Below are 17,908 nucleotides of genomic sequence, written 5' to 3'. Positions count from 1 at the left end.
GAAGGCTTATTCCGACAGCTGGCGCATCGTCGCCTGGTCCAGGCGGCCGGTCACCGACAGGCCCTGGTCTTGCTGGAAGGAGCGCAAGGCGTTCTGCGTGCGGGGGCCGGAGGCACCATCAGGCGTGCCCACGTCGTAGCCCAGCTCGTTGAGGCGCTGCTGCGCTTGCTTCATCGTCAGGCGCACATTGGTCTTGGCGCCCGGTGCCGAGGTCTGGCTGGGCGCTGCGGCGCCGTCCACACCGAGGCGGCCGCCACCGCCCAGGCCCTGGCCCTTGACGGATTGCGCGCTGTAATTGCGCAGCGCCTGCACCATCTGGTTGTAGGCATCGACGAAAGCGGCCGACACGACCTTGCCTTGCGAGGTGTTGGAGTAGCCCCCGATGCCAGCGCCTGCTGCACCGCCGAACAAGGTGCCAAAGCCACCCCAGTCGGTGTTGCTGGCGTTGCCGGTCGACGAGGACACCTGCACGCCCGAGCGGTTGTCCACCAGGGTCAGCATGGCCGAGGCCTCGCGGGTCTTGCTGCTGGCCGCCACACCTGCCAGCGCGCCGCCGCCACGGCCGCCCAGGATGCCGCCCAGCGCCGCACCAAAGCCGCCGGCATTGTCTTCGCTGAAGGTCACTTCAGGCGTCAGACCATAATCCGATGCGACCACCTGGCCCTTGCCGAAATTGCTGCCCTTGCGCATCTCGCCGTTGTCCATCATCGCGCGCTCGCGGTTCATCGCGTTCATACCGGCAGCGCTGCGCTCGACCACGACAAAGCAGTTCGACTGCTGGATCAGCACGCGCAGCAGGTTGGCAGTCGGTGGCAGGCGGTATTCATTGCGCAGAATGGTGTACCAACCGGCTTGCTGGTTCTCGACCAGGGAGACCGTACCCACCGGCGAATCGCATTTTTCGAGTTGGCTGTTTTCACCCTGGCTGCTGCCCCCTGCAGCGCCACCGGTCACCATGTTGTTGGTGCCGCCGCCCAGCTTCATACCGGTGCTTTCGCAGCCTGCCAATGCCAAGACGGCCAGTGCCGCCAATGCTGCCTTTTTCATGTCGCTCTCCCGCAAGTAAATCAGTTGTGCATTCAAAGCGAGCCCGGAATGGCTTCCAGGCTCGATGGCTTCGATTTCGTATTTTTGCTTTGCGCTGCGGACACGGATTACCTGATTCCAGAACCCACCTCGGAGCGTTATCCACTCTTAAGCGAACTTGTTAGCGAATGTCACCAAAATAACGGCGTGCAGCACATGGCCGGTGCATTATCCACGTAATTTATCAATCAATCCATTCAGAGCATCCAGAGAACCAAACTGGATTACCAGTTCACCCATCTCTTCGAGTTTGCCGGCACGCTTGACGCGTTTTTTAACCCGTACCTCTACCTCCGCCATCAACAGGTCGGACAGCTCTTCTTCCACCCGCTTCAAATCGCGGGATTTGGCAGCCTTGGCCTTGACCGGGGTTTCTCCGGAAAACTCGGCACTGACCCTTTTGACCAGGCTCTCGGCCTCGCGCACGCTCAGTTTGCGCGCATTGATCTGGTTGGCAGCAGTGATCTGTGCAGCGCGGTCCAGCGCCAGCAGGGCACGCGCGTGGCCCATGTCCAGATCCCCTGCCATCAGCATGGTCTGCACCGGCTCGGCCAGGTTCAGCAGACGCAACAGGTTGGAGGCGGCCGAGCGCGAACGGCCCACGGCCTGCGCAGCCTGCTCGTGTGTCATCTGGAACTCGCCCACCAGACGCGAGAGGCCTTGTGCCTCTTCCAGCGGGTTGAGGTCTTCGCGCTGGATGTTCTCGATCAGCGCCATCGCGGCGGCGGCCTCGTCGGGCACCTCGCGCACCAGCACCGGTACCTCGGCCAGCCCAGCGATGCGCGCTGCGCGGAAACGCCGCTCGCCGGCGATGATTTCGTACTTGCCGGCGTTGTCCCCGGCAGCGAGCTTGCGCACCAGAATGGGCTGCATGATGCCCTGGGCCTTGATGCTCTCGGCCAGCTCATACAGCGCGCCCTCGTCCATGCGCGTGCGCGGCTGGTAGACGCCAGGCACCATGTCATCGAGCAGCAACTGGTGCGGCAACTGGCCCTTGTCGTCGCTGGCAGGCGCCGTGTCTTCGACCTTGGGGCCCAGCAGTGCTTCGAGGCCGCGTCCCAGGCCCTTGGGTTTTTTGGTTGCCATGGTTGTCAGTTCACCTTTTTTGGTTCGGCCATCAGCTCGGCCAGCAGCGCCTGGCCCAGCGGCCAGTCGCCCAGGCCGGACTCGGCATTGATATGGCCGCAGGCGCCCTGGTCCACCCAGCGGGCACCCCAGTTGCTGGCCAGCCACTGCGCGCGCTCGGCGCTGCAATAGGGATCGTTTTGGCTGCCCACCAGAATGGCGGGAAAGGGCAGTTTCTGCAGCGCAATCGGCGACCAGCCGGGGATGTGTTCGGCCAGGTCGGGGCGCTCCACATCGCCCGGTGCCACCAGCAGCGCGCCACGCACCTTGCTGGCCGCCTGGGACGAATGGGCGGCCCACCAGGCCGTCAGGATGCAGCCCAGGCTGTGGGCGACCAGCACCACGGGCTGCGGCGCATCCAGCACCACATCCTGCAGGCGTGCCGTCCAGTCACCGCGCTTGGGGTGCTGCCAGTCGTGCTGCTGCACGCGCTCATAGCCCCATTGCTGCTCCCACACCGTTTGCCAATGGCCTGGCCCGCTGTTTTGCCATCCTGGCAGCAGCTTGATGGACGAGGATTCAATGCTCATTTTTTAATAGCAAAAAAAGCGCCACCGTACTGCGCTGTTTCAAAGAAATGCAAACCCTTATTGTGCCCGAATGTCTCTCGCACGCAATGCGGGCGCCAGCGGCATCGCTGCGGCCATGAAAAAGACCTCCGCATGCCGGGCACCGGAGGTCTGTCGGGCAGCGGCCAAGGCAAGCTGTCACTTCATGCGCTTGATGCGCTTGACCATCTCCTTGGCAAACTCGACAAAGGCCTTGCTGCCCTTGGCGGCCGGATCGAACACGACGCCCGGCAGGCCATAGCTGGGGGCTTCGGCCAGGCGCACATTGCGGGGGATCACGGTGTCGAACACCTTGTCGCCGAAATGCTCGCGCAGCTGGTCGCTTACCTGCTGCTGCAAGGTGATGCGCGGGTCGAACATCACGCGCAGCAGCCCGATGATCTCCAGGTCGCGGTTCAGGTTGGCATGCACCTGCTTGATGGTGTTGACCAGGTCGGTCAGCCCTTCGAGCGCAAAGTACTCGCATTGCATCGGCACGATCACGCCATGGGCCGAGCACAGTCCGTTCAACGTGAGCATGGACAGGCTGGGCGGGCAGTCGATCAGCACGAAGTCAAAGTCGGCGTCGCTCGCCTCCAGCGCGGCCTTGAGGCGCTTTTCACGGCGCTCCAGCTCGACCAGCTCCACCTCGGCGCCGGACAGCTCGCGGTTGGCGCCCAGCACCCAGTAACCGCAGCGCTCGGAATGGACGGCTGCTTCCTTGATGGTGCTCGATTCGAGCAACACGTCATAGACCGAGGTTTCCAGCGCGCGCTTGTCGATGCCCGAGCCCATGGTCGCATTGCCCTGCGGGTCCAAATCGACCAGCAGCACACGCTGCTTGATCCGGGCCAGACCCGCCGCCAGATTGACTGCTGTGGTGGTCTTGCCAACGCCGCCTTTTTGGTTGGCGATACAGAAGATTTTTGCCATGAGAACTCGCTTCGTCCACTAACTTATTTGGTCAGGGCCAGCTTGAGGCCAAAACCGATCAAAAACACGCCCGCTGTTTTTTCCATCCACTTGACCAGCGCGGGGTTGGCACGCAGGCGCTCGGCCAGCATCTTGGTGATCAGCACCACCACCGTGCAGTACGCCAGGCTGATCACGGCCACCGTGGCCGCCATCACGGCAAAGGTGGGGATGCCGCGGTGGGTCGCCGGATCGACGAACAGCGGAAAGAACGCCATGTAGAAAACGATGGCCTTGGGGTTCATCAGGGTGATGACAAAGCCCTGCTTGAAATAATGCCTGGGCGCAATCTGGATGACTGGCTGGTCCCCCGGCTTGGCCGTGAGCAGCTTGTAGCCAATCCAGCCCAGGTAGGCCGCGCCCAGCCATTGCACCGCGTGGAAGGCCGCCGGGTAGGCTGTGAGCACCGCTGCGACGCCGGCTACCGCCAGCCACATCAGCACCTGGTCAGCCGCCATGCAGCCGGCACAGACCGCAAGGCCAGCCTTGATGCCGCCCTTGCCCGTAGAGGTGATCAGCGCCAGGTTGCCAGGCCCCGGGATCATCAAGAACAGGAGCACGGCGAAGACAAATGCACCATAGTCAGAAATGCCAAACATGTGCCGCCCCTGCAATGGAAACTTTGAGTGTAAACGACGGCCCCGCTTGCTTGCCAGCAAAATGCGCGTTGTTACCGGCCCAAGCGTCAACAAAAAGCCCCGAGAAATCGGGGCTCTGCATGGATTCGATTCAGTGCCGCAGCTGAGCCGCAGCACGCCTGCATCAGGAGACTTGGTGGCGCATCCAGACAATGCAGCGCTCGGCATCGAGACCGGGCACCTGCAGCGGCTCGATGTTCAGCAGCTGTACCGTGGCGGGCAACAAGGCCAGCTCATCGTCGGGGCGCTTGGCCTTCATCGCCAGCCAGATGCCATCGGCCTTCAGGGTCTGGGCCGACCAGGCGGTAAAGTCCTGCAATGCGGCAAAGGCGCGGCAGCTGACCACGTCGTACTGCTGGCTCAGCTGCTCCACCCGCGACTGGATGCCGTGCAGGTTGCGCAGGCGCAGCGCCGCAGCCGCCTGCTGGATGAAGGCGATCTTCTTGCCAACGGTATCGACGCAGCTCACATCCAGCTGGGGCAGACAGATCGCAAATACCACGGCAGGCAGACCACCACCCGATCCGACATCGAGCAGCCTGGGGGCCGGCAGACCCGTGCCCTGCAAATGGCGCACCAGCGGCGGCACGGCCGCCAGGCTGTCGAGCAGATGGTGGGTCAGCATCTCTTGCGGGTCGCGCACCGAGGTCAGGTTGTAGACCTTGTTCCACTTCTGCAGCAGATCCAGAAACGCCATCAGCTGTGCAATCTGCTGGTCGTCCAGCGACAGACCCAGTTGCTGTATGCCGTCACGCAGGGGGGCTTCCAACAGAGCGCTCATGCAGTCGTTACCTCTTGTGCAGTGCTGAATCCTTTGAAGCCGCCTTTTTTCAGGTGCACCATCAGCAGCGAAATGGCAGCAGGTGTGACACCGGAAATACGCGATGCCTGACCCAGGGTTTCGGGGCGGTGGGTTTGCAGCTTCTGGCGCACCTCGAAAGACAGCGCAGTCACCTGCATGTAGTCCAGCTCGGCGGGCAGGCGCAGCTTTTCATAATGGGCTGCACGTTCCACTTCATCCTTCTGGCGGTCGATATAGCCCGAGTACTTGGCGCCGATCTCGACCTGCTCCACCACGGACTCGCTCAAACCACCGAGTGTTTCACGTGAAACGTCGCTGGTCTGGTAAGCGCCTTCGTTCATGCTCATCAACGTCGCGTAGTCCACACCCGGGCGGCGCAGCAGATCGAACAGGTTGTACTCCCGCTCCATCGCCTTGCCCAACACACGTTCGGCCTCTTGGGCAGTCACGATGCGTGGGTTCACCCAGGTGGCTTTGAGTCGTTCTGTTTCACGTGAAACAGCGTCGCGCTTGCGGCTGAACGCATCCCAGCGCGCATCGTCGACCAGGCCCATCTTGCGGCCCTCTTCCGTCAGGCGCATATCGGCATTGTCTTCACGCAGCTGCAGGCGGAACTCCGCACGGCTGGTAAACATGCGGTAGGGCTCGGTCACCCCCTTGGTGATCAGGTCGTCCACCAGCACGCCAAGGTAGGCTTCATCGCGGCGGGGCGTCCAGGGGCCTTCGCCCCGGCATTGCAGTGCGGCGTTCAGGCCGGCAAACAGGCCTTGGGCTGCCGCCTCTTCATAGCCGGTCGTGCCATTGATCTGGCCGGCAAAGAACAGGCCCTGGATCTGCTTGGTCTCAAAGCTGTTCTTCAAAGAGCGCGGGTCGAAGTAGTCGTACTCGATCGCATAGCCCGGGCGCAGGATGTGGGCGTTCTCCAGGCCCTTCATGCTGCGCACCAACTCGTACTGCACATCGAACGGCAGGCTGGTCGAGATGCCATTGGGGTAGTACTCGTGGGTGGTCAGGCCTTCAGGCTCCAGAAAGATCTGGTGGCTTTCCTTGTCGGCAAAGCGGTTGATCTTGTCTTCCACACTGGGGCAGTAGCGCGGCCCTACCCCTTCGATCTTGCCGGTGAACATCGGGCTGCGGTCAAAGCCGCTGCGGATGATCTCGTGCGTGCGCGCATTGGTGTGGGTGATGTAGCAAGGCATCTGCGCCGGGTGCATCGCCGCATCGCCCATGAAGCTGAACACTGGCAACTGGCCCTCGTTCACGCCACCGGGCATGCCATCGCCAGGCTGGGTTTCACACTGGCTGAAGTCGATCGAGCGGCCATCGATGCGCGGCGGGGTGCCGGTCTTGAGGCGCCCCTGGGGCAGCTTCAACTCCTTCAGCCGCGCCGACAGGCTGACCGCTGGCGGATCGCCGGCACGACCAGCGGCATAGTGGTTCAGGCCCACATGGATCTTGCCATCCAGGAAGGTGCCGGCCGTCAGCACCACGGTGCGGCTGCGAAAGCGGATCCCTACCTGGGTCACGGCGCCCACCACGCGGTCGCCCTCCACCATCAGGTCATCCACCGCTTGCTGGAACAGCCAGAGGTTGGGCTGGTTCTCCAGCATCTCGCGGATCGCCGCCTTGTACAGGATGCGGTCGGCCTGGGCACGGGTGGCGCGCACGGCCGGACCCTTGGAGCTGTTGAGGATGCGGAACTGGATGCCGCCCTTGTCGGTGGCCAGCGCCATCGCGCCGCCGAGCGCGTCCACTTCCTTGACGAGATGGCCTTTGCCGATGCCGCCAATGCTGGGGTTGCAGCTCATCTGGCCCAGGGTTTCAATATTGTGGGTCAGCAGCAGCGTCTTGCTGCCCATGCGGGCAGCGGCCAGCGCTGCCTCGGTGCCGGCATGGCCGCCACCGACAACGATGACATCGAATTCTTGCGGGTAGGTATAGGGGGTTTGGCTCATGGGGCCTCATTCCAGGGCTCGCAAGGCATGCGCCTCGCAGTCAGTCAGCCCTTCTGCCGAAATGGCAAATAGTCGGTTTTGCCCGCTATTTTAATGACTGGGGTGTTTACACGCCGGCAGCCGTGTTATTGCGCCGCATCCACCGCTGCTGCAGAGCCTTGTCAAAAGCGATAGCATGGTTCGGCTTTAACCTTTACTGGAGATTTGTCGATGAAGCTGTATTTCTCTCCTGGCGCCTGTTCCCTGTCGCCCCATATTGCCCTGCTGGAAGCCGGCCTGCCCTTCACCCTGGAGATGGCCAGCACCAAGACCCATCAGCTCAAGGACGGCACCGACTTCTACACCATCAACCCGCTGGGCTATGTGCCGGTGCTGGAGCTGGACAATGGCCAGCGCCTGCGCGAAGGCCCGGCCATCGTGCAGTACATCGCCGACCAGGCGCCCGCCTCCAAGCTGGCACCTGCCAACGGCACCTTTGAGCGCTACCAGCTGCAGGAATGGCTGGGCTTCATCGGCACCGAGATCCACAAGGGCTTTTCCCCGCTGTTCAACCCCAACCTGCCCGACACCGTCAAGGACATGTCCCGCGTGCATGTGCTCAAGCGTCTGACCTGGGTGGATTCGCAGCTGGAAGGCAAGGAGTTTCTGATGGGCACGGATTTCACCGTGGCCGATGCCTACCTGTTCACCGTGTGCGGCTGGAGCAAGTTTGTCGGTGTCGACACCAGCGGCCTGCAAAACCTGGCCAGCTTCATGCAACGCGTGGGCGCCCGGCCTGCGGTACAACAGGCCATTGCAGAAGAAAAGCAGTAATCGCTCTGCCGGCCAGGGGATGCTGTTTCACGTGAAACACATCCCGGCCGATGCGATGGTGATGCGGTGCCGATGCCCGATCCTTGTACGGGTGCATCGCATAAAGACCCTGCTCTTGACCTTCACACCGTGTCAGCTTTCAAGATCAGGCCATCAACCACTGAAAGGAAACCCCATGCAAAACACCTTCCAAGTCCAAGGCATGACCTGCGGCCACTGCGAGCGCGCCGTCACCCAGGCTGTGCAGCAGCTCGACGCCCAGGCCAAGGTAGCGATTGACCGCGCCCAAGGCAAGGTCGTCGTTGACTCCAGCCAGCCGGCAGACAAGATCGCAGCGGCCATCGCGGCCGAAGGCTACCAGGTCCTGTAAACATGGCCCGCCCGTCACGCAAGCCTGCGGCTGAGCGGTCCATCGCCTGGCCGGTGTCCATCAGCAAAGCGGCCCAGCTGGCGGGTATTTCTGCACGCATGGCCCGCCACTACGAGTCGCTGAACCTGCTGCCACATGTGAACCGCACCGACAGCGGCTACCGCCTGTATACCGAGTCGGACGTGCACACCCTCTCCTTCATCCGCCGCAGCCGCGATCTGGGCTTCTCGATGGAGGAGATCGAGAACCTGCTCAACCTGTGGCACGACAAGCAGCGCGCCAGCAGTTCGGTCAAGGAGATTGCGCAAAAGCATATCGAGACCTTGCGCGAGCGCATTGCCGCGATGAAAGCGATGGAGCGCTCGTTGCAGACGCTGGTGCACAGCTGCCATGGCGACCAGCGTCCGGACTGCCCTATTCTCGACAGTCTGTCGGACCCTGCGGCGGCGCCAGATACGGCCAGCTGCTGCAAGCATTGAACGCTTGGACAGACAACCGCCTCAGCCATAAAAAACGCGCTCCTGGGAGCGCGTTGCTGTTTCTGTGGGGTAGCCGTCAGAAGGGGCTGGAATCCGGATCCTGGTCCACCGGCGCCGATTTGGGACCGGTCTGCATGCCGCCAGGCTTGCCAGACGCATCGAAAGGCTTGCCCACGCCCGCACCCAGGCTGATCGGTTTGACGGGCGCTGCAGCCCCTTCCAGGGCCGCTGCAGCGGGTTTATTGCCCCGGTCAGGCAACTGGCCCAGCTCGGTGCGGCCTTCACCGCCCAACGCCTGGATCAGATCCGGAATCAGCTGGCTGAACTCACCAGTGGCAATGGCCACGTCGGCGTCGAAGCCGCCATCCTCACTGGCGCCTTCCATCACCACATCGAGCAAGGCCACTTTCTTGAGCTGCAGGCCCTCGGTCAGCACGAAGCTGACCCGGTCGTCCCAGGTCAGCGCCAGCTTGGTGGGCAGCTTGCCCTGGTCGATATGCTCGCGGATCTCGTCGATGCCCAGCGGGTGGCGGGCATAGCGCACAACGGCCTTGGATTCGTCGGCGCTCTTGAGCTCGCACTCCTGGTCGATGCTGAAACCAGCCGGCGCATCGTAGCTGTGCAGCCAGGCGGACATCGCGCCCTGGGGGCTGTTCTGGGTATCGATCAGCGCCACGGCAAAACCGGGCGAGGCCTCCACCAGCATCGTGATCACCTCGTCGGCCCGGCCCTGGCTGCTGGTGTCCAGCACCAAAAGCCGCGCCTGCGGATCGATCCAGATCCACAGCCCGCCTTGCTTGGTGAAGGCCATCGGCAGCAGATCCAGCTTGCACTCGTCCTTGAGCTCCTGCTTTTCCTTCTTGCCGGGCTTGCGGCCTTCCTGGGCTTCGATATGGGCGAGCTTCTCATCGAGCTTGCGGTTGAGCACGCTCGCGGGCAGCATCTTGCTCTCGCTCATCAGCCGCAAGATCCAGTGGCCGCCCACCGATTCGACCATGGCCCCGTGCTCTTCGCCGCGCGGGGGCACCCAGCCGGTGGACTTTTCCTGGGTGGCACCGCACTGCTCAAACTGCTGCTTGGCCAAGGCGGTATCCAGCGCCACCAAATCCGGCTGCCAAGCTTCGGAGATGCGGTAAAAAATCATGTTCTTGAACATGCCATTCCTTTGTTCTGGAAGGCTGCCAACCTGCTGGGCAGCCCTTTAAAAAACACAAGCGGCCCTGGTGTGCCGCACTGATCTGCTGTCCATTGTGCCGTGAATCGGGCCTGCCCCAGAGCGATGAACCGGGCAAAAAAGCCGGGGTTTGGATGGGTTGACCGGCTGCCAGCAGCGCATTTCCACCAAGCCGAACAACCAAAATTGGTAATTCTTTACACAGCCATACCGGGCGGTGACGGGGCTCTTACATGGCAGGCGGACACTGCATACATCGCATCAGACAGCACAACCCGGAAAGGAAACACCATGTCTCTCTTGCAACGCAGCGCCATCGTGACCGCCATGCTGGCCAGCCTGTCAGTTTCCAGCTTTGCCCAGACCCCCAGCACGCCAGCAGCAGCCCCTACCGTGCAAAGCGCCCCCGCCCCCGCCAAAAAGGGCCATGGTCCTGAAGCGCGCGAGGCCCGTATGGCCCAGCGCATGCAGGCCCTCAAGGCCTCGCTCAAGCTCAATGCCAGCCAGGAAGCAGCCTGGGCCAGCTATGTGGCAGCCATCAAGCCCCAGCGCCCGGCCCCGGGTGAGCGCCCTGAGCGTGCTGATCTGGCCAAGTTGACCACCCCAGAGCGCATTGACGCAATGCAGGCCATGCATGCCAAGCACCAGGCGGCCATGGACCAACGCAACCAGGCGACCAAGGCTTTCTATGCGACGCTGACGCCTGAGCAGCAAAAGACCTTCGATGCGGAAACCTTGAAGATGCATGAACGCCGTGGGCACGGGCCGGAGGGCAAGGGGCCCCATGGCCAGCGCCATCAAGGCCCAAATGCGAAACAGACTGTTCCACCTATCGACAGTAAATAAGGCGGACACCCCCTCCCCCCTCGGATCGCTCACCATCCCCGCTAGCGCAGCTGTCATCAGCTGCGCTTTTTTTGCTTGTGGTCTCGTCAGCGGTTGCATACAGACAACAACCTGCTTTTGCTGACAGAAGCAAGAGTTGACCAGGTGTAACATTATTTGATGCAATACCGCCCTCTCCTCTCCGCTGTCGGCTTGTGCGCGCTGACTGTCTGGAGTGCTTCTGCCCATGCGCAATTCGCCGATAAGCGCAACACCGCTACCTTGTACCTACAAGCCGGTGTTGCCGAGCGTGACGCACGTGCGCTCACCATTGGCTCGACCATCCCGATGGACTGGAAGACCTTCTGGTGGGGCCATCCCGTCACCGCCCATTGGGACATGAGCCTGTCGGCCTGGAACTCGGACCGCATGGAACGCGAAGGCAGCCGCACCATCGCCGTCGTCGGTCTGGTACCCACCTTGCGCTTCCACAGCAAGAGCCAGTACCCCTGGTTCGTCGAAGCCGGTCTGGGCGGCTACGTCTCCAGCAAGCTGTACGAAAGCCGTGAAAAGCGCTTTTCGACCGCGTTCAATTTCGGCACCCATATCGGCGTGGGCTACTTCACCGGCATGCGCCGTGAGAACGAATGGTCCGTGCGCCTGGAGCATCTCTCCAACGCGTCGATCAAGCGCCCCAACCCGGGCGAGAACTTTGTGCAACTGCGCTACGCACGGCACTTCTGATCCCCTCAATCCCCCTCTTCCCCTTGCTACCGCCTTCTGGCGGTATTTTTTTGCCTGGCGCAGGGGATAGTGATCAGGGAGGCGTCTAACGTCGAGTGGAGCTGCCGGGGCAGCCTGGAGAGCCTGTATGCCGTAGCGGAGTGTTCAACACGGCCAGAGCAAGTACCCAGTTAATAACTGTATAAACATACAGTATCAGAGAAATAGCGCAGTGTCCTGTGCTACAGGGCAGCCGCCCATAGCCGATGGATGTTCGCCAGCGAGTGCGTTTGAACGGCAGCAGGGCCCGCAGGAGGTGCGCTGGACGCTTTACCAACCCCTTGCCCTACCCACCCACCTCCCAGGCGCGCACAGGCTCCTTGTGCGCGGTAGACGGCTTTCTTGGAGCGGAGCCCGGTAACCGATGGAGATTTGCGCCGCCGACCAGCGAATCCCCTGCTACCCGCAGCACGACGGCATGCGCGATACCCGGTCAACAACTCTCTTCCATTCCCTGCTAAGCGGCATCACCGTTAGCGACACGCATCCAAAAGTATAGCTAACACCTATGTTGGGCTGTGCATTTGCGCACAGTGCATCTCCCGGGCAGGAACTCTCGAATAGAGCGACAGGATCTCGCTGACGAAGCCACGGAATGGCGAAGCCCTTCTTCCCTCTGCGTTCAGGATGTGGCGGGAAGCCTGAGGCACTTTTTGGAAGCGCTCAGCGCGACGTCTCTTACCCCTGGCCGTTTAAATTTTCACAGTCTGAAAAATTTCAAGATATGAAACCTTGCCGAGCTTGCCTTTGGTTTTTCTTTTATTTTCTTTAAAAGAATAGTAGGTAGTAGTAGAAGGGCCCCCACTTCTGTGGATAAGTGCAATAAAGCAAAAATTTTCAAAAGCTTGAAATTTTTCCAACCATGTTGATGGTACCCGTCTACGCTTGTCACTGCAAAGTGGATAAGTAGAGGGTGTGGGTTATTTCTGTGGATAAGTTGGTTTGGGTGTATGTATTATCCACACACATTCTGTTGCGTCAAAATTTCGACAAGTGTTTGATAAATAAAAACTTATCCACATATGTTCTGCTGTCCCCACAGATGGCGTGCCTACTGGCGTCTGCTGTGCGTATGAATGCGTGAGTGCTAAAAATTACCCACAACGCCCAGGGCAGCATTGGAGGTTTTTGGCGCTGAACGTTTTGGCTGAGAAATCTGTGGATAAGTTTTTTTTACTGATGAATCAGTCCTCTAGCACGCCGTCGGTCTGTGTGCACCAGGCCTTTTTGCCGGTGCATGAGATTGGATCAAGTTCCTGAACTGATGCATGTCTGTGGACAACCCATGAGTTGTTGTTGCTTTATCCCAAAAGTTATCCACAGTTCTTCTGGGTCCCGGGTCTGCAGTTCCGATGACATCGCCTGTGGGTAAGGCTGCGTATCTGAAAATAACCAGCAAAAACAATGGATTGCTGTCATTTCGCCGAGATGGATGGTGTGTGCACCCAAGTCTCTTGCGTTGTCTTGTGGGCAGCAATGCGCCTTTTGGGTGAAAACAATCGGCATGTGCAGAACGCGGGTCTCTGCGCCATCTGTGCGGTCACGGCGGCGAGTGGAGATCGATGACTCGGCGCCGCTGACGGATGGGAGCGTGCCGCCTGTGGACATCTCGCTTCCACGGAGCCGCACCCAGGCTCTGGATCTGCGCACGGAGGCCCTGTGTTTTGTGGCTCGCCGCTCGCCGGGCGCAGTCGATGCCCATCACGGGCCGTGCTGGTCTTTTCTGCTTCCCTTCCGTCAATCCAGACGATCAGACCAAGCCGCTGGCGCTACAGGCTTGGCTGTAAACGCTGGAAGTAGCCGTTGAGCCCCTGCGCGATGGGGCGGCGCATACCAATCCCCGAGCTCCAAAGTCCATTTTTTGGATCGCACCTGCATGTTTGGAACGCCCTCCGCATTACGGCCAACACCGCAGGGCGGACCCCGGTGCGCCAGCACTCATCAGCCGATGCAACTCGGCTGATTTTTTTGCCACGTGTCCTGTGCGCGGCATACGGCATCAAGAACGCGGTCGAGCCCCCTTCAAAACAGACGGCACCGCCCCCCAGCCTCCCCGCGTCAAATCCAAAATTTCAATTTGAATGATTCAAATAAACTGAAATGAAAAGCCATTCACTTCATATCTGCTATCCCGATGCTATCAATAGATGAATCGATAAATGCCGTTTTTTTATGCAAAGAGGACCGTGACATGGTGCACTTTGTCAACAAGTTATCCTGGGCACGCTTGTGAATAATCTTTCACATCGTGATAAATTCCACACTGTGAAAATGTAAGAGAAAGAGTTATGCACATTTCTCTGACCGGCATCCCGCTATACGATGGCCCAAATTTGTGGATAAGTAAAGCACTTATGCGTTAAAACGACAACTATCTGCTCGGATCTTACTTATCCACAAATTGACTTGCTGGCATGTCCTCGGTGTATCCTGTGGATAAGTCTATCTGGTTTTAGATGAGTTATGCACAGAACATGGGTGATTTTCGGTTAGAAAATAGCTGCTTGTGGCTTTATCCACAATTGAATAGGGATAAATAGCGCTAAGAAGATTGCCTAAAAAAGAAGCGAAACAAGCCCAAAACTGTGGAAAAAGTTGTGTATTGTTTGTACCTGGTGCCGATGGCTGTCGGACACACATTCGGAGTGAGATATAGAAAATAACGGTATATTGCGAAGAGATGTGCCAAAAATAGATAGTTTCAGGTACTTTTGTGGCAAAGTGCGTGCTTTCAAAAAGTGGTATGAGTCTGTGGATATCTTTTATGAAAGCAACAAGAGCCATGTATTTTTGTCACATGTGTATAACTTGTGCATGGATCTATCCATTGAACACATGAAGATATCCACCGGTTTTTCAGCGTCCCAAGACACCACTGGCACGGTGCATTCAGTCAATTCGAATGACCGCTATCGAGCGTTGGTAGGTGCGTACCCAGGGCTGTTTGCGCCTGGGGAGGTGATGGCGCAGCTGAGCAGGGTGGGAAGAGAGGCCACGAACATGCTGCGAGCTGGGCGTCGAGTCAGCCAGCAGCTACTCCTGACCCACTTCCTTTCGCTTTAGGCTCTGGTGAGCGGCAGATAGGCACGCTGCAAAGCGATGCGCTTTCCGCCCCCAGGTGTCTGGGTGCAGGTGCGCGATAAATGCGGGCGCGGGGTGCGGGTGCGGCCGGCCCATCACCCAAAAACCATCGCTGCGTTCGTGCAAAGGGATCTTGTATGCGGGCCGCGCTGCAGAGCGCCATAGCGCATCGGCGCCATAGCGGGCCGGGAGCAAACCTCCAAGCTCCAGGCACATGGCCAGCAAAACGCATCAGCCCAGACGCAAAAAAGCACCGCTAGGCGGTGCTTTGTTCAGGAGAAGGGCCTTTTCAGGCCCGTTTCAGCCCTCAGGCTTCGGCGTCTTCGTCGGTGGCGGTGCGGATGGTTTCGCGGTTGCTCTTGTCGCGCATCTTGGCGACGTCTGTATCCAGCGCGCGGTGCAGCTTTTCCAGAGCCGCATTGAAGGCCTCGGCAACCTTCTCGGCCTCGGCGTTGACCGCCAGGGGTTGGCGCCCGTTGGCCCGTGTCTCCATGACGCAGCGCTTGCCCTTGCCGCCGTTTTTCAGCGCGTCCACATCGGTGAGGTAAACCTCCACACGGGTCACATATTCGCGAAAGCGCGAAAGCTTGTTTTGTACCTCGGTCTGTGCCCATTGGGAGAGAGATTCTCCGCCTTGGACATTGTCACCAGCGTGCACTTGAACTTGCATGGATGTGCTCCTTTCTCGAACTTGCTGGGCGGGCGGCCCAGCTTTGACAACCGGATGCCGCGAAGGCCATCGCCTTGCGGCATTGAGTTAGATACATCCTAACGCGCAAAACTGCAGCTCAGACCGCGACATGGTCAATATGCGTAAAAGCCCTGAGAAAGATCAAGCGTCCTACAGCCCCAAGGGGAGGCGTTCGGACGGCCGGGCGGGGCAGCGATGGGCTTGAAACGCGGCGGACCGTCCCCAGCAGACGGCCCTGGCTGCAGGGCGCTGCGCGTTTTTAGCTTGCTGCAAATGTTGAAGCGGGCAGGCGATACAGCACATGGGTGCGCAACGGGTGGCCTTCGGGCAGGGCAGGGTGTTCAAAGTCTCCCGCCTGGTCGCGCTCCATGCCCAGGCGCTGCATCAGCGCCTGCGATGGCAGGTTGCTGGTGGTGGTGAAGGCCACGATTTCAGCCAGCTGCAACGGGCCAAAGCCCACGGCCAGTGCTGCTTGCGCCGCCTCGGTGGCCAAGCCCTGGTGCCATGCATGGCGCGCCAGGCGCCACATGATTTCAACGCAGGGAGAAAAAGGCAGGTCGGCCTGCGGCACATGCAGCCCAACGATGCCAATGAATTGCTGGTCTTCCAGCCGCTCCACCGCCCAGACGCCCCAACCACGCTCTGCCATCAGCGCCTCGCAGCGGTCCGCCATCGCATCGCTTTGCGGCCGGGTCAGCGGCGCGGGAAAGTAGCGCATCACCTCAGGGTCGGCCGTCATCGCGGCAAAGGCTTCCCGGTCTTGCGGCTGCCATTGGCGCAGCTGCAGGCGGGCGGTGCGGGGCTCGATCAGGGGGGCGGTCATGGGTGGCTTTCATGAATGAAAAAGCGGCTGGCACGCAAGGCATCTGCGTGAGCCGCTGGGATGATCAACAATGCCAAGCGCAGCGGGCTCTAAAGCGCCCTGCTGCACCCGGTATCAATGGTGGTGGCCGTGCGCGCCATGCACATGGCGGTGGGCAATTTCTTCTTCGCTGGCCGCACGCACATCGACCACCTTGCCGCTAAAGCGCAGCGCCAGGCCGGCCAGCGGGTGGTTGCCATCGAGGTGCACTTCCGGGCCCTTGATCTTCTTGACGTAGAAGGCCTGGGGCTCGCCACGGTCATTGGCGCCGCGCAGCTGGCCGCCCACCTTCACGCCCGGTGGGAACTCGCTCTTGGGGATGACACGCACCAGGCTCTCGTCACGTTCGCCAAAGGCATCTTCCACCGCCAGATCCACGCTGGTGCTGAAACCCACGGCCTGGCCTTCAAAAGCGGCTTCCACCTTGGGGAAGATGTTTTCATAGCCGCCATGCAGGTAGGCGAGGTTGCCGCTGTCCAGCGGCTTGCCTTGCGCATCGGTCACCTTGTATTGGATGGTGACGGCGCAGTCTTTGGTGATGTTCATGGTCTTGTTTGAAGAGTCTGGCAAAACCGCAAGTGTAGGGCTTGCCGCCGCTGCGCTCCATCGCGGGGCCGGATGGCAGGGGCCGCGCCAAGGGTTTGGCGCTTGTCATGCAAACGGCTTGCTCTCCTACGGATGCATGCTGCAGTGCAGCGCGAGACTTGGGATTTGTGACCGCTTTTGCGGTCGAAAGGAAGAAGAAATGGTTCAGCAACTCGCAGGCAAGGTGGCCTATGTGACGGGCGCCGCCAGTGGCATTGGCAAGGCCATCGCCGATCTGTATGCGCAGCAGGGCGCCAAGGTGGTGATCGCCGATCTGAAGCAGGAAGCTGCCGAGGCGGCGGCCAAGGATATTGCAGGCAAGGGCGGTACCGCCCTGGGGCTGGCGGTCGATGTGACGCAGGAAGACCAGGTGGACGCCTCGGTCGAAGCCGCGGTGAAGGCCTATGGCGGCATCGATATCCTGGTGAGCAATGCTGGCATCCAGATCGTCAAGCCGGTGCAGGAATTCAGCCTGCAGGAGTGGCAAAAAATGCTGACCATCCAGCTCGATGGCGCCTTCCTCACCACCCGCGCCTGCATCAAGCACATGTATGCGCAGGGCCGTGGCGGCAGCATCATCTACACCGGCTCGGTGCACTCCAAAGAGGCCTCCAAGCTCAAGGCCCCTTATGTGACGGCCAAGCATGGGCTCGAAGGCCTGGCCAAAGTGGTCGCCAAGGAAGGGGGACCACAAGGTGTGCGCGCCAATGTGATCTGCCCGGGCTATGTGCGCACGCCCCTGGTGGACAAGCAGATCCCCGAGCAGGCCAAGGAGCTGGGCATCAGCGAAGCCGATGTGATCAAGAACGTGATGCTCAAGGACACCGTCGATGGCGAGTTCACCACCGTGGATGATGTGGCGCGTGTCGCGCTGTTCTTCGCGGCCTTTCCCACCAATGCGCTGACAGGGCAGTCGCTGATCGTCAGCCACGGCTGGTTCATGGAGTGATACCGGTCTGCGGCAACACGCCAGGCACAAAGCATGGGGGACGCGGGATGCCAGGCGCTATCCGCTGTTAATCTGATGATTAAATCAGCTAAAACCGCTGAAAATGCGCTGTAGGCGCCGCGTCTGGCGTTGGCAGCAGCCCACATTTGTTACATGGTTTGCAGTCTGCT

General features: G+C 60.5%; 17 protein-coding genes. 6 read left to right on the top strand and 11 right to left on the bottom strand.

The window, feature by feature from the left end:
• Positions 1-6: 6 nt before the first annotated feature.
• The 7 genes from MJ205_RS20060 to mnmG form a co-directional block, all read right to left on the bottom strand.
• Entirely contained in the window at positions 7-1,047 is a 1,041-nt protein-coding gene (locus tag MJ205_RS20060; protein WP_230774031.1) for a peptidoglycan-binding protein, read from the bottom strand.
• A gap of 207 nt (positions 1,048-1,254) precedes the next feature.
• The gene (locus MJ205_RS20055) at positions 1,255-2,172 is read right to left on the bottom strand and encodes a ParB/RepB/Spo0J family partition protein (RefSeq protein ID WP_239810063.1); all 918 of its coding nucleotides are present in this window, start codon (positions 2,170-2,172) and stop codon (positions 1,255-1,257) included.
• Between the two features lie 5 nt (positions 2,173-2,177).
• Positions 2,178-2,741, bottom strand: coding sequence for an RBBP9/YdeN family alpha/beta hydrolase (locus MJ205_RS20050; protein ID WP_446715037.1), 564 nt, complete (start codon positions 2,739-2,741; stop codon positions 2,178-2,180).
• A gap of 177 nt (positions 2,742-2,918) precedes the next feature.
• Positions 2,919-3,692: a ParA family protein gene (locus tag MJ205_RS20045; RefSeq protein ID WP_230774034.1), complete on the bottom strand. Its 774-nt coding sequence runs from the start codon at positions 3,690-3,692 to the stop codon at positions 2,919-2,921.
• A 23-nt stretch (positions 3,693-3,715) separates the two neighbouring features.
• Complete coding sequence (locus tag MJ205_RS20040; protein ID WP_239810062.1) at positions 3,716-4,330, bottom strand: LysE family translocator; 615 nt, start codon at positions 4,328-4,330, stop codon at positions 3,716-3,718.
• Between the two features lie 163 nt (positions 4,331-4,493).
• Positions 4,494-5,150, bottom strand: a complete 657-nt coding sequence (gene rsmG, locus MJ205_RS20035) for a 16S rRNA (guanine(527)-N(7))-methyltransferase RsmG (protein ID WP_239810061.1) — start codon at positions 5,148-5,150, stop codon at positions 4,494-4,496.
• Positions 5,147-7,126, bottom strand: a complete 1,980-nt coding sequence (gene mnmG / locus MJ205_RS20030; RefSeq protein WP_239810060.1) for a tRNA uridine-5-carboxymethylaminomethyl(34) synthesis enzyme MnmG — start codon at positions 7,124-7,126, stop codon at positions 5,147-5,149. Before mnmG ends, rsmG begins: the two co-directional genes overlap by 4 nt.
• A gap of 210 nt (positions 7,127-7,336) precedes the next feature.
• Here mnmG and gstA point away from each other — a divergent pair, with 210 nt between their 5' ends.
• From gstA to cueR, 3 genes are all read left to right on the top strand, one after another.
• A complete protein-coding gene (gstA, locus tag MJ205_RS20025; RefSeq protein ID WP_239810059.1) occupies positions 7,337-7,939 on the top strand; it encodes a glutathione transferase GstA in 603 nt (200 codons plus the stop codon).
• Between the two features lie 175 nt (positions 7,940-8,114).
• A complete protein-coding gene (locus MJ205_RS20020) occupies positions 8,115-8,309 on the top strand; it encodes a heavy-metal-associated domain-containing protein (RefSeq protein WP_239810058.1) in 195 nt (64 codons plus the stop codon).
• A gap of 2 nt (positions 8,310-8,311) precedes the next feature.
• Positions 8,312-8,788, top strand: a complete 477-nt coding sequence (cueR, locus tag MJ205_RS20015) for a Cu(I)-responsive transcriptional regulator (protein ID WP_239810057.1) — start codon at positions 8,312-8,314, stop codon at positions 8,786-8,788.
• 76 nt (positions 8,789-8,864) lie between these two features.
• On the opposite strand, the gene MJ205_RS20010 is transcribed toward cueR, so the two are convergent.
• The gene (locus tag MJ205_RS20010) at positions 8,865-9,944 is read right to left on the bottom strand and encodes a recombination-associated protein RdgC (protein WP_239810056.1); all 1,080 of its coding nucleotides are present in this window, start codon (positions 9,942-9,944) and stop codon (positions 8,865-8,867) included.
• A 309-nt stretch (positions 9,945-10,253) separates the two neighbouring features.
• Here MJ205_RS20010 and MJ205_RS20005 point away from each other — a divergent pair, with 309 nt between their 5' ends.
• Both MJ205_RS20005 and MJ205_RS20000 read left to right on the top strand, forming a co-directional pair.
• Positions 10,254-10,808 carry a Spy/CpxP family protein refolding chaperone gene (locus MJ205_RS20005; protein WP_239810055.1) on the top strand — a complete coding sequence of 185 codons (555 nt, stop codon included), beginning with the start codon at positions 10,254-10,256 and terminating at the stop codon, positions 10,806-10,808.
• 159 nt (positions 10,809-10,967) lie between these two features.
• Positions 10,968-11,531 carry an acyloxyacyl hydrolase gene (locus MJ205_RS20000; RefSeq protein WP_239810054.1) on the top strand — a complete coding sequence of 188 codons (564 nt, stop codon included), beginning with the start codon at positions 10,968-10,970 and terminating at the stop codon, positions 11,529-11,531.
• 3,427 nt (positions 11,532-14,958) lie between these two features.
• Here the strand turns inward: MJ205_RS20000 and MJ205_RS19995 are convergent.
• The 3 genes from MJ205_RS19995 to MJ205_RS19985 all read right to left on the bottom strand — a co-directional run bounded on the left by MJ205_RS19995 (position 14,959) and on the right by MJ205_RS19985 (position 16,750).
• On the bottom strand, positions 14,959-15,321 hold the full coding sequence (locus MJ205_RS19995) for an HPF/RaiA family ribosome-associated protein (protein WP_239810053.1): 363 nt from the start codon (positions 15,319-15,321) through the stop codon (positions 14,959-14,961).
• A 280-nt stretch (positions 15,322-15,601) separates the two neighbouring features.
• Positions 15,602-16,165: a GNAT family N-acetyltransferase gene (locus MJ205_RS19990; RefSeq protein WP_239810052.1), complete on the bottom strand. Its 564-nt coding sequence runs from the start codon at positions 16,163-16,165 to the stop codon at positions 15,602-15,604.
• A 114-nt stretch (positions 16,166-16,279) separates the two neighbouring features.
• The gene (locus MJ205_RS19985; protein ID WP_239810051.1) at positions 16,280-16,750 is read right to left on the bottom strand and encodes an FKBP-type peptidyl-prolyl cis-trans isomerase; all 471 of its coding nucleotides are present in this window, start codon (positions 16,748-16,750) and stop codon (positions 16,280-16,282) included.
• A gap of 199 nt (positions 16,751-16,949) precedes the next feature.
• Here MJ205_RS19985 and MJ205_RS19980 point away from each other — a divergent pair, with 199 nt between their 5' ends.
• On the top strand, positions 16,950-17,738 hold the full coding sequence (locus tag MJ205_RS19980; protein ID WP_239810050.1) for a 3-hydroxybutyrate dehydrogenase: 789 nt from the start codon (positions 16,950-16,952) through the stop codon (positions 17,736-17,738).
• Positions 17,739-17,908: the final 170 nt, after the last annotated feature.

The organism is Comamonas sp. B21-038 (assembly GCF_022387135.1).
Lineage (GTDB): Bacteria > Pseudomonadota > Gammaproteobacteria > Burkholderiales > Burkholderiaceae_C > Comamonas > Comamonas sediminis.
The sequence above is the reverse complement of the archived record's forward strand: the minus strand, read 5'-3'. Positions and strand labels throughout refer to the sequence as shown.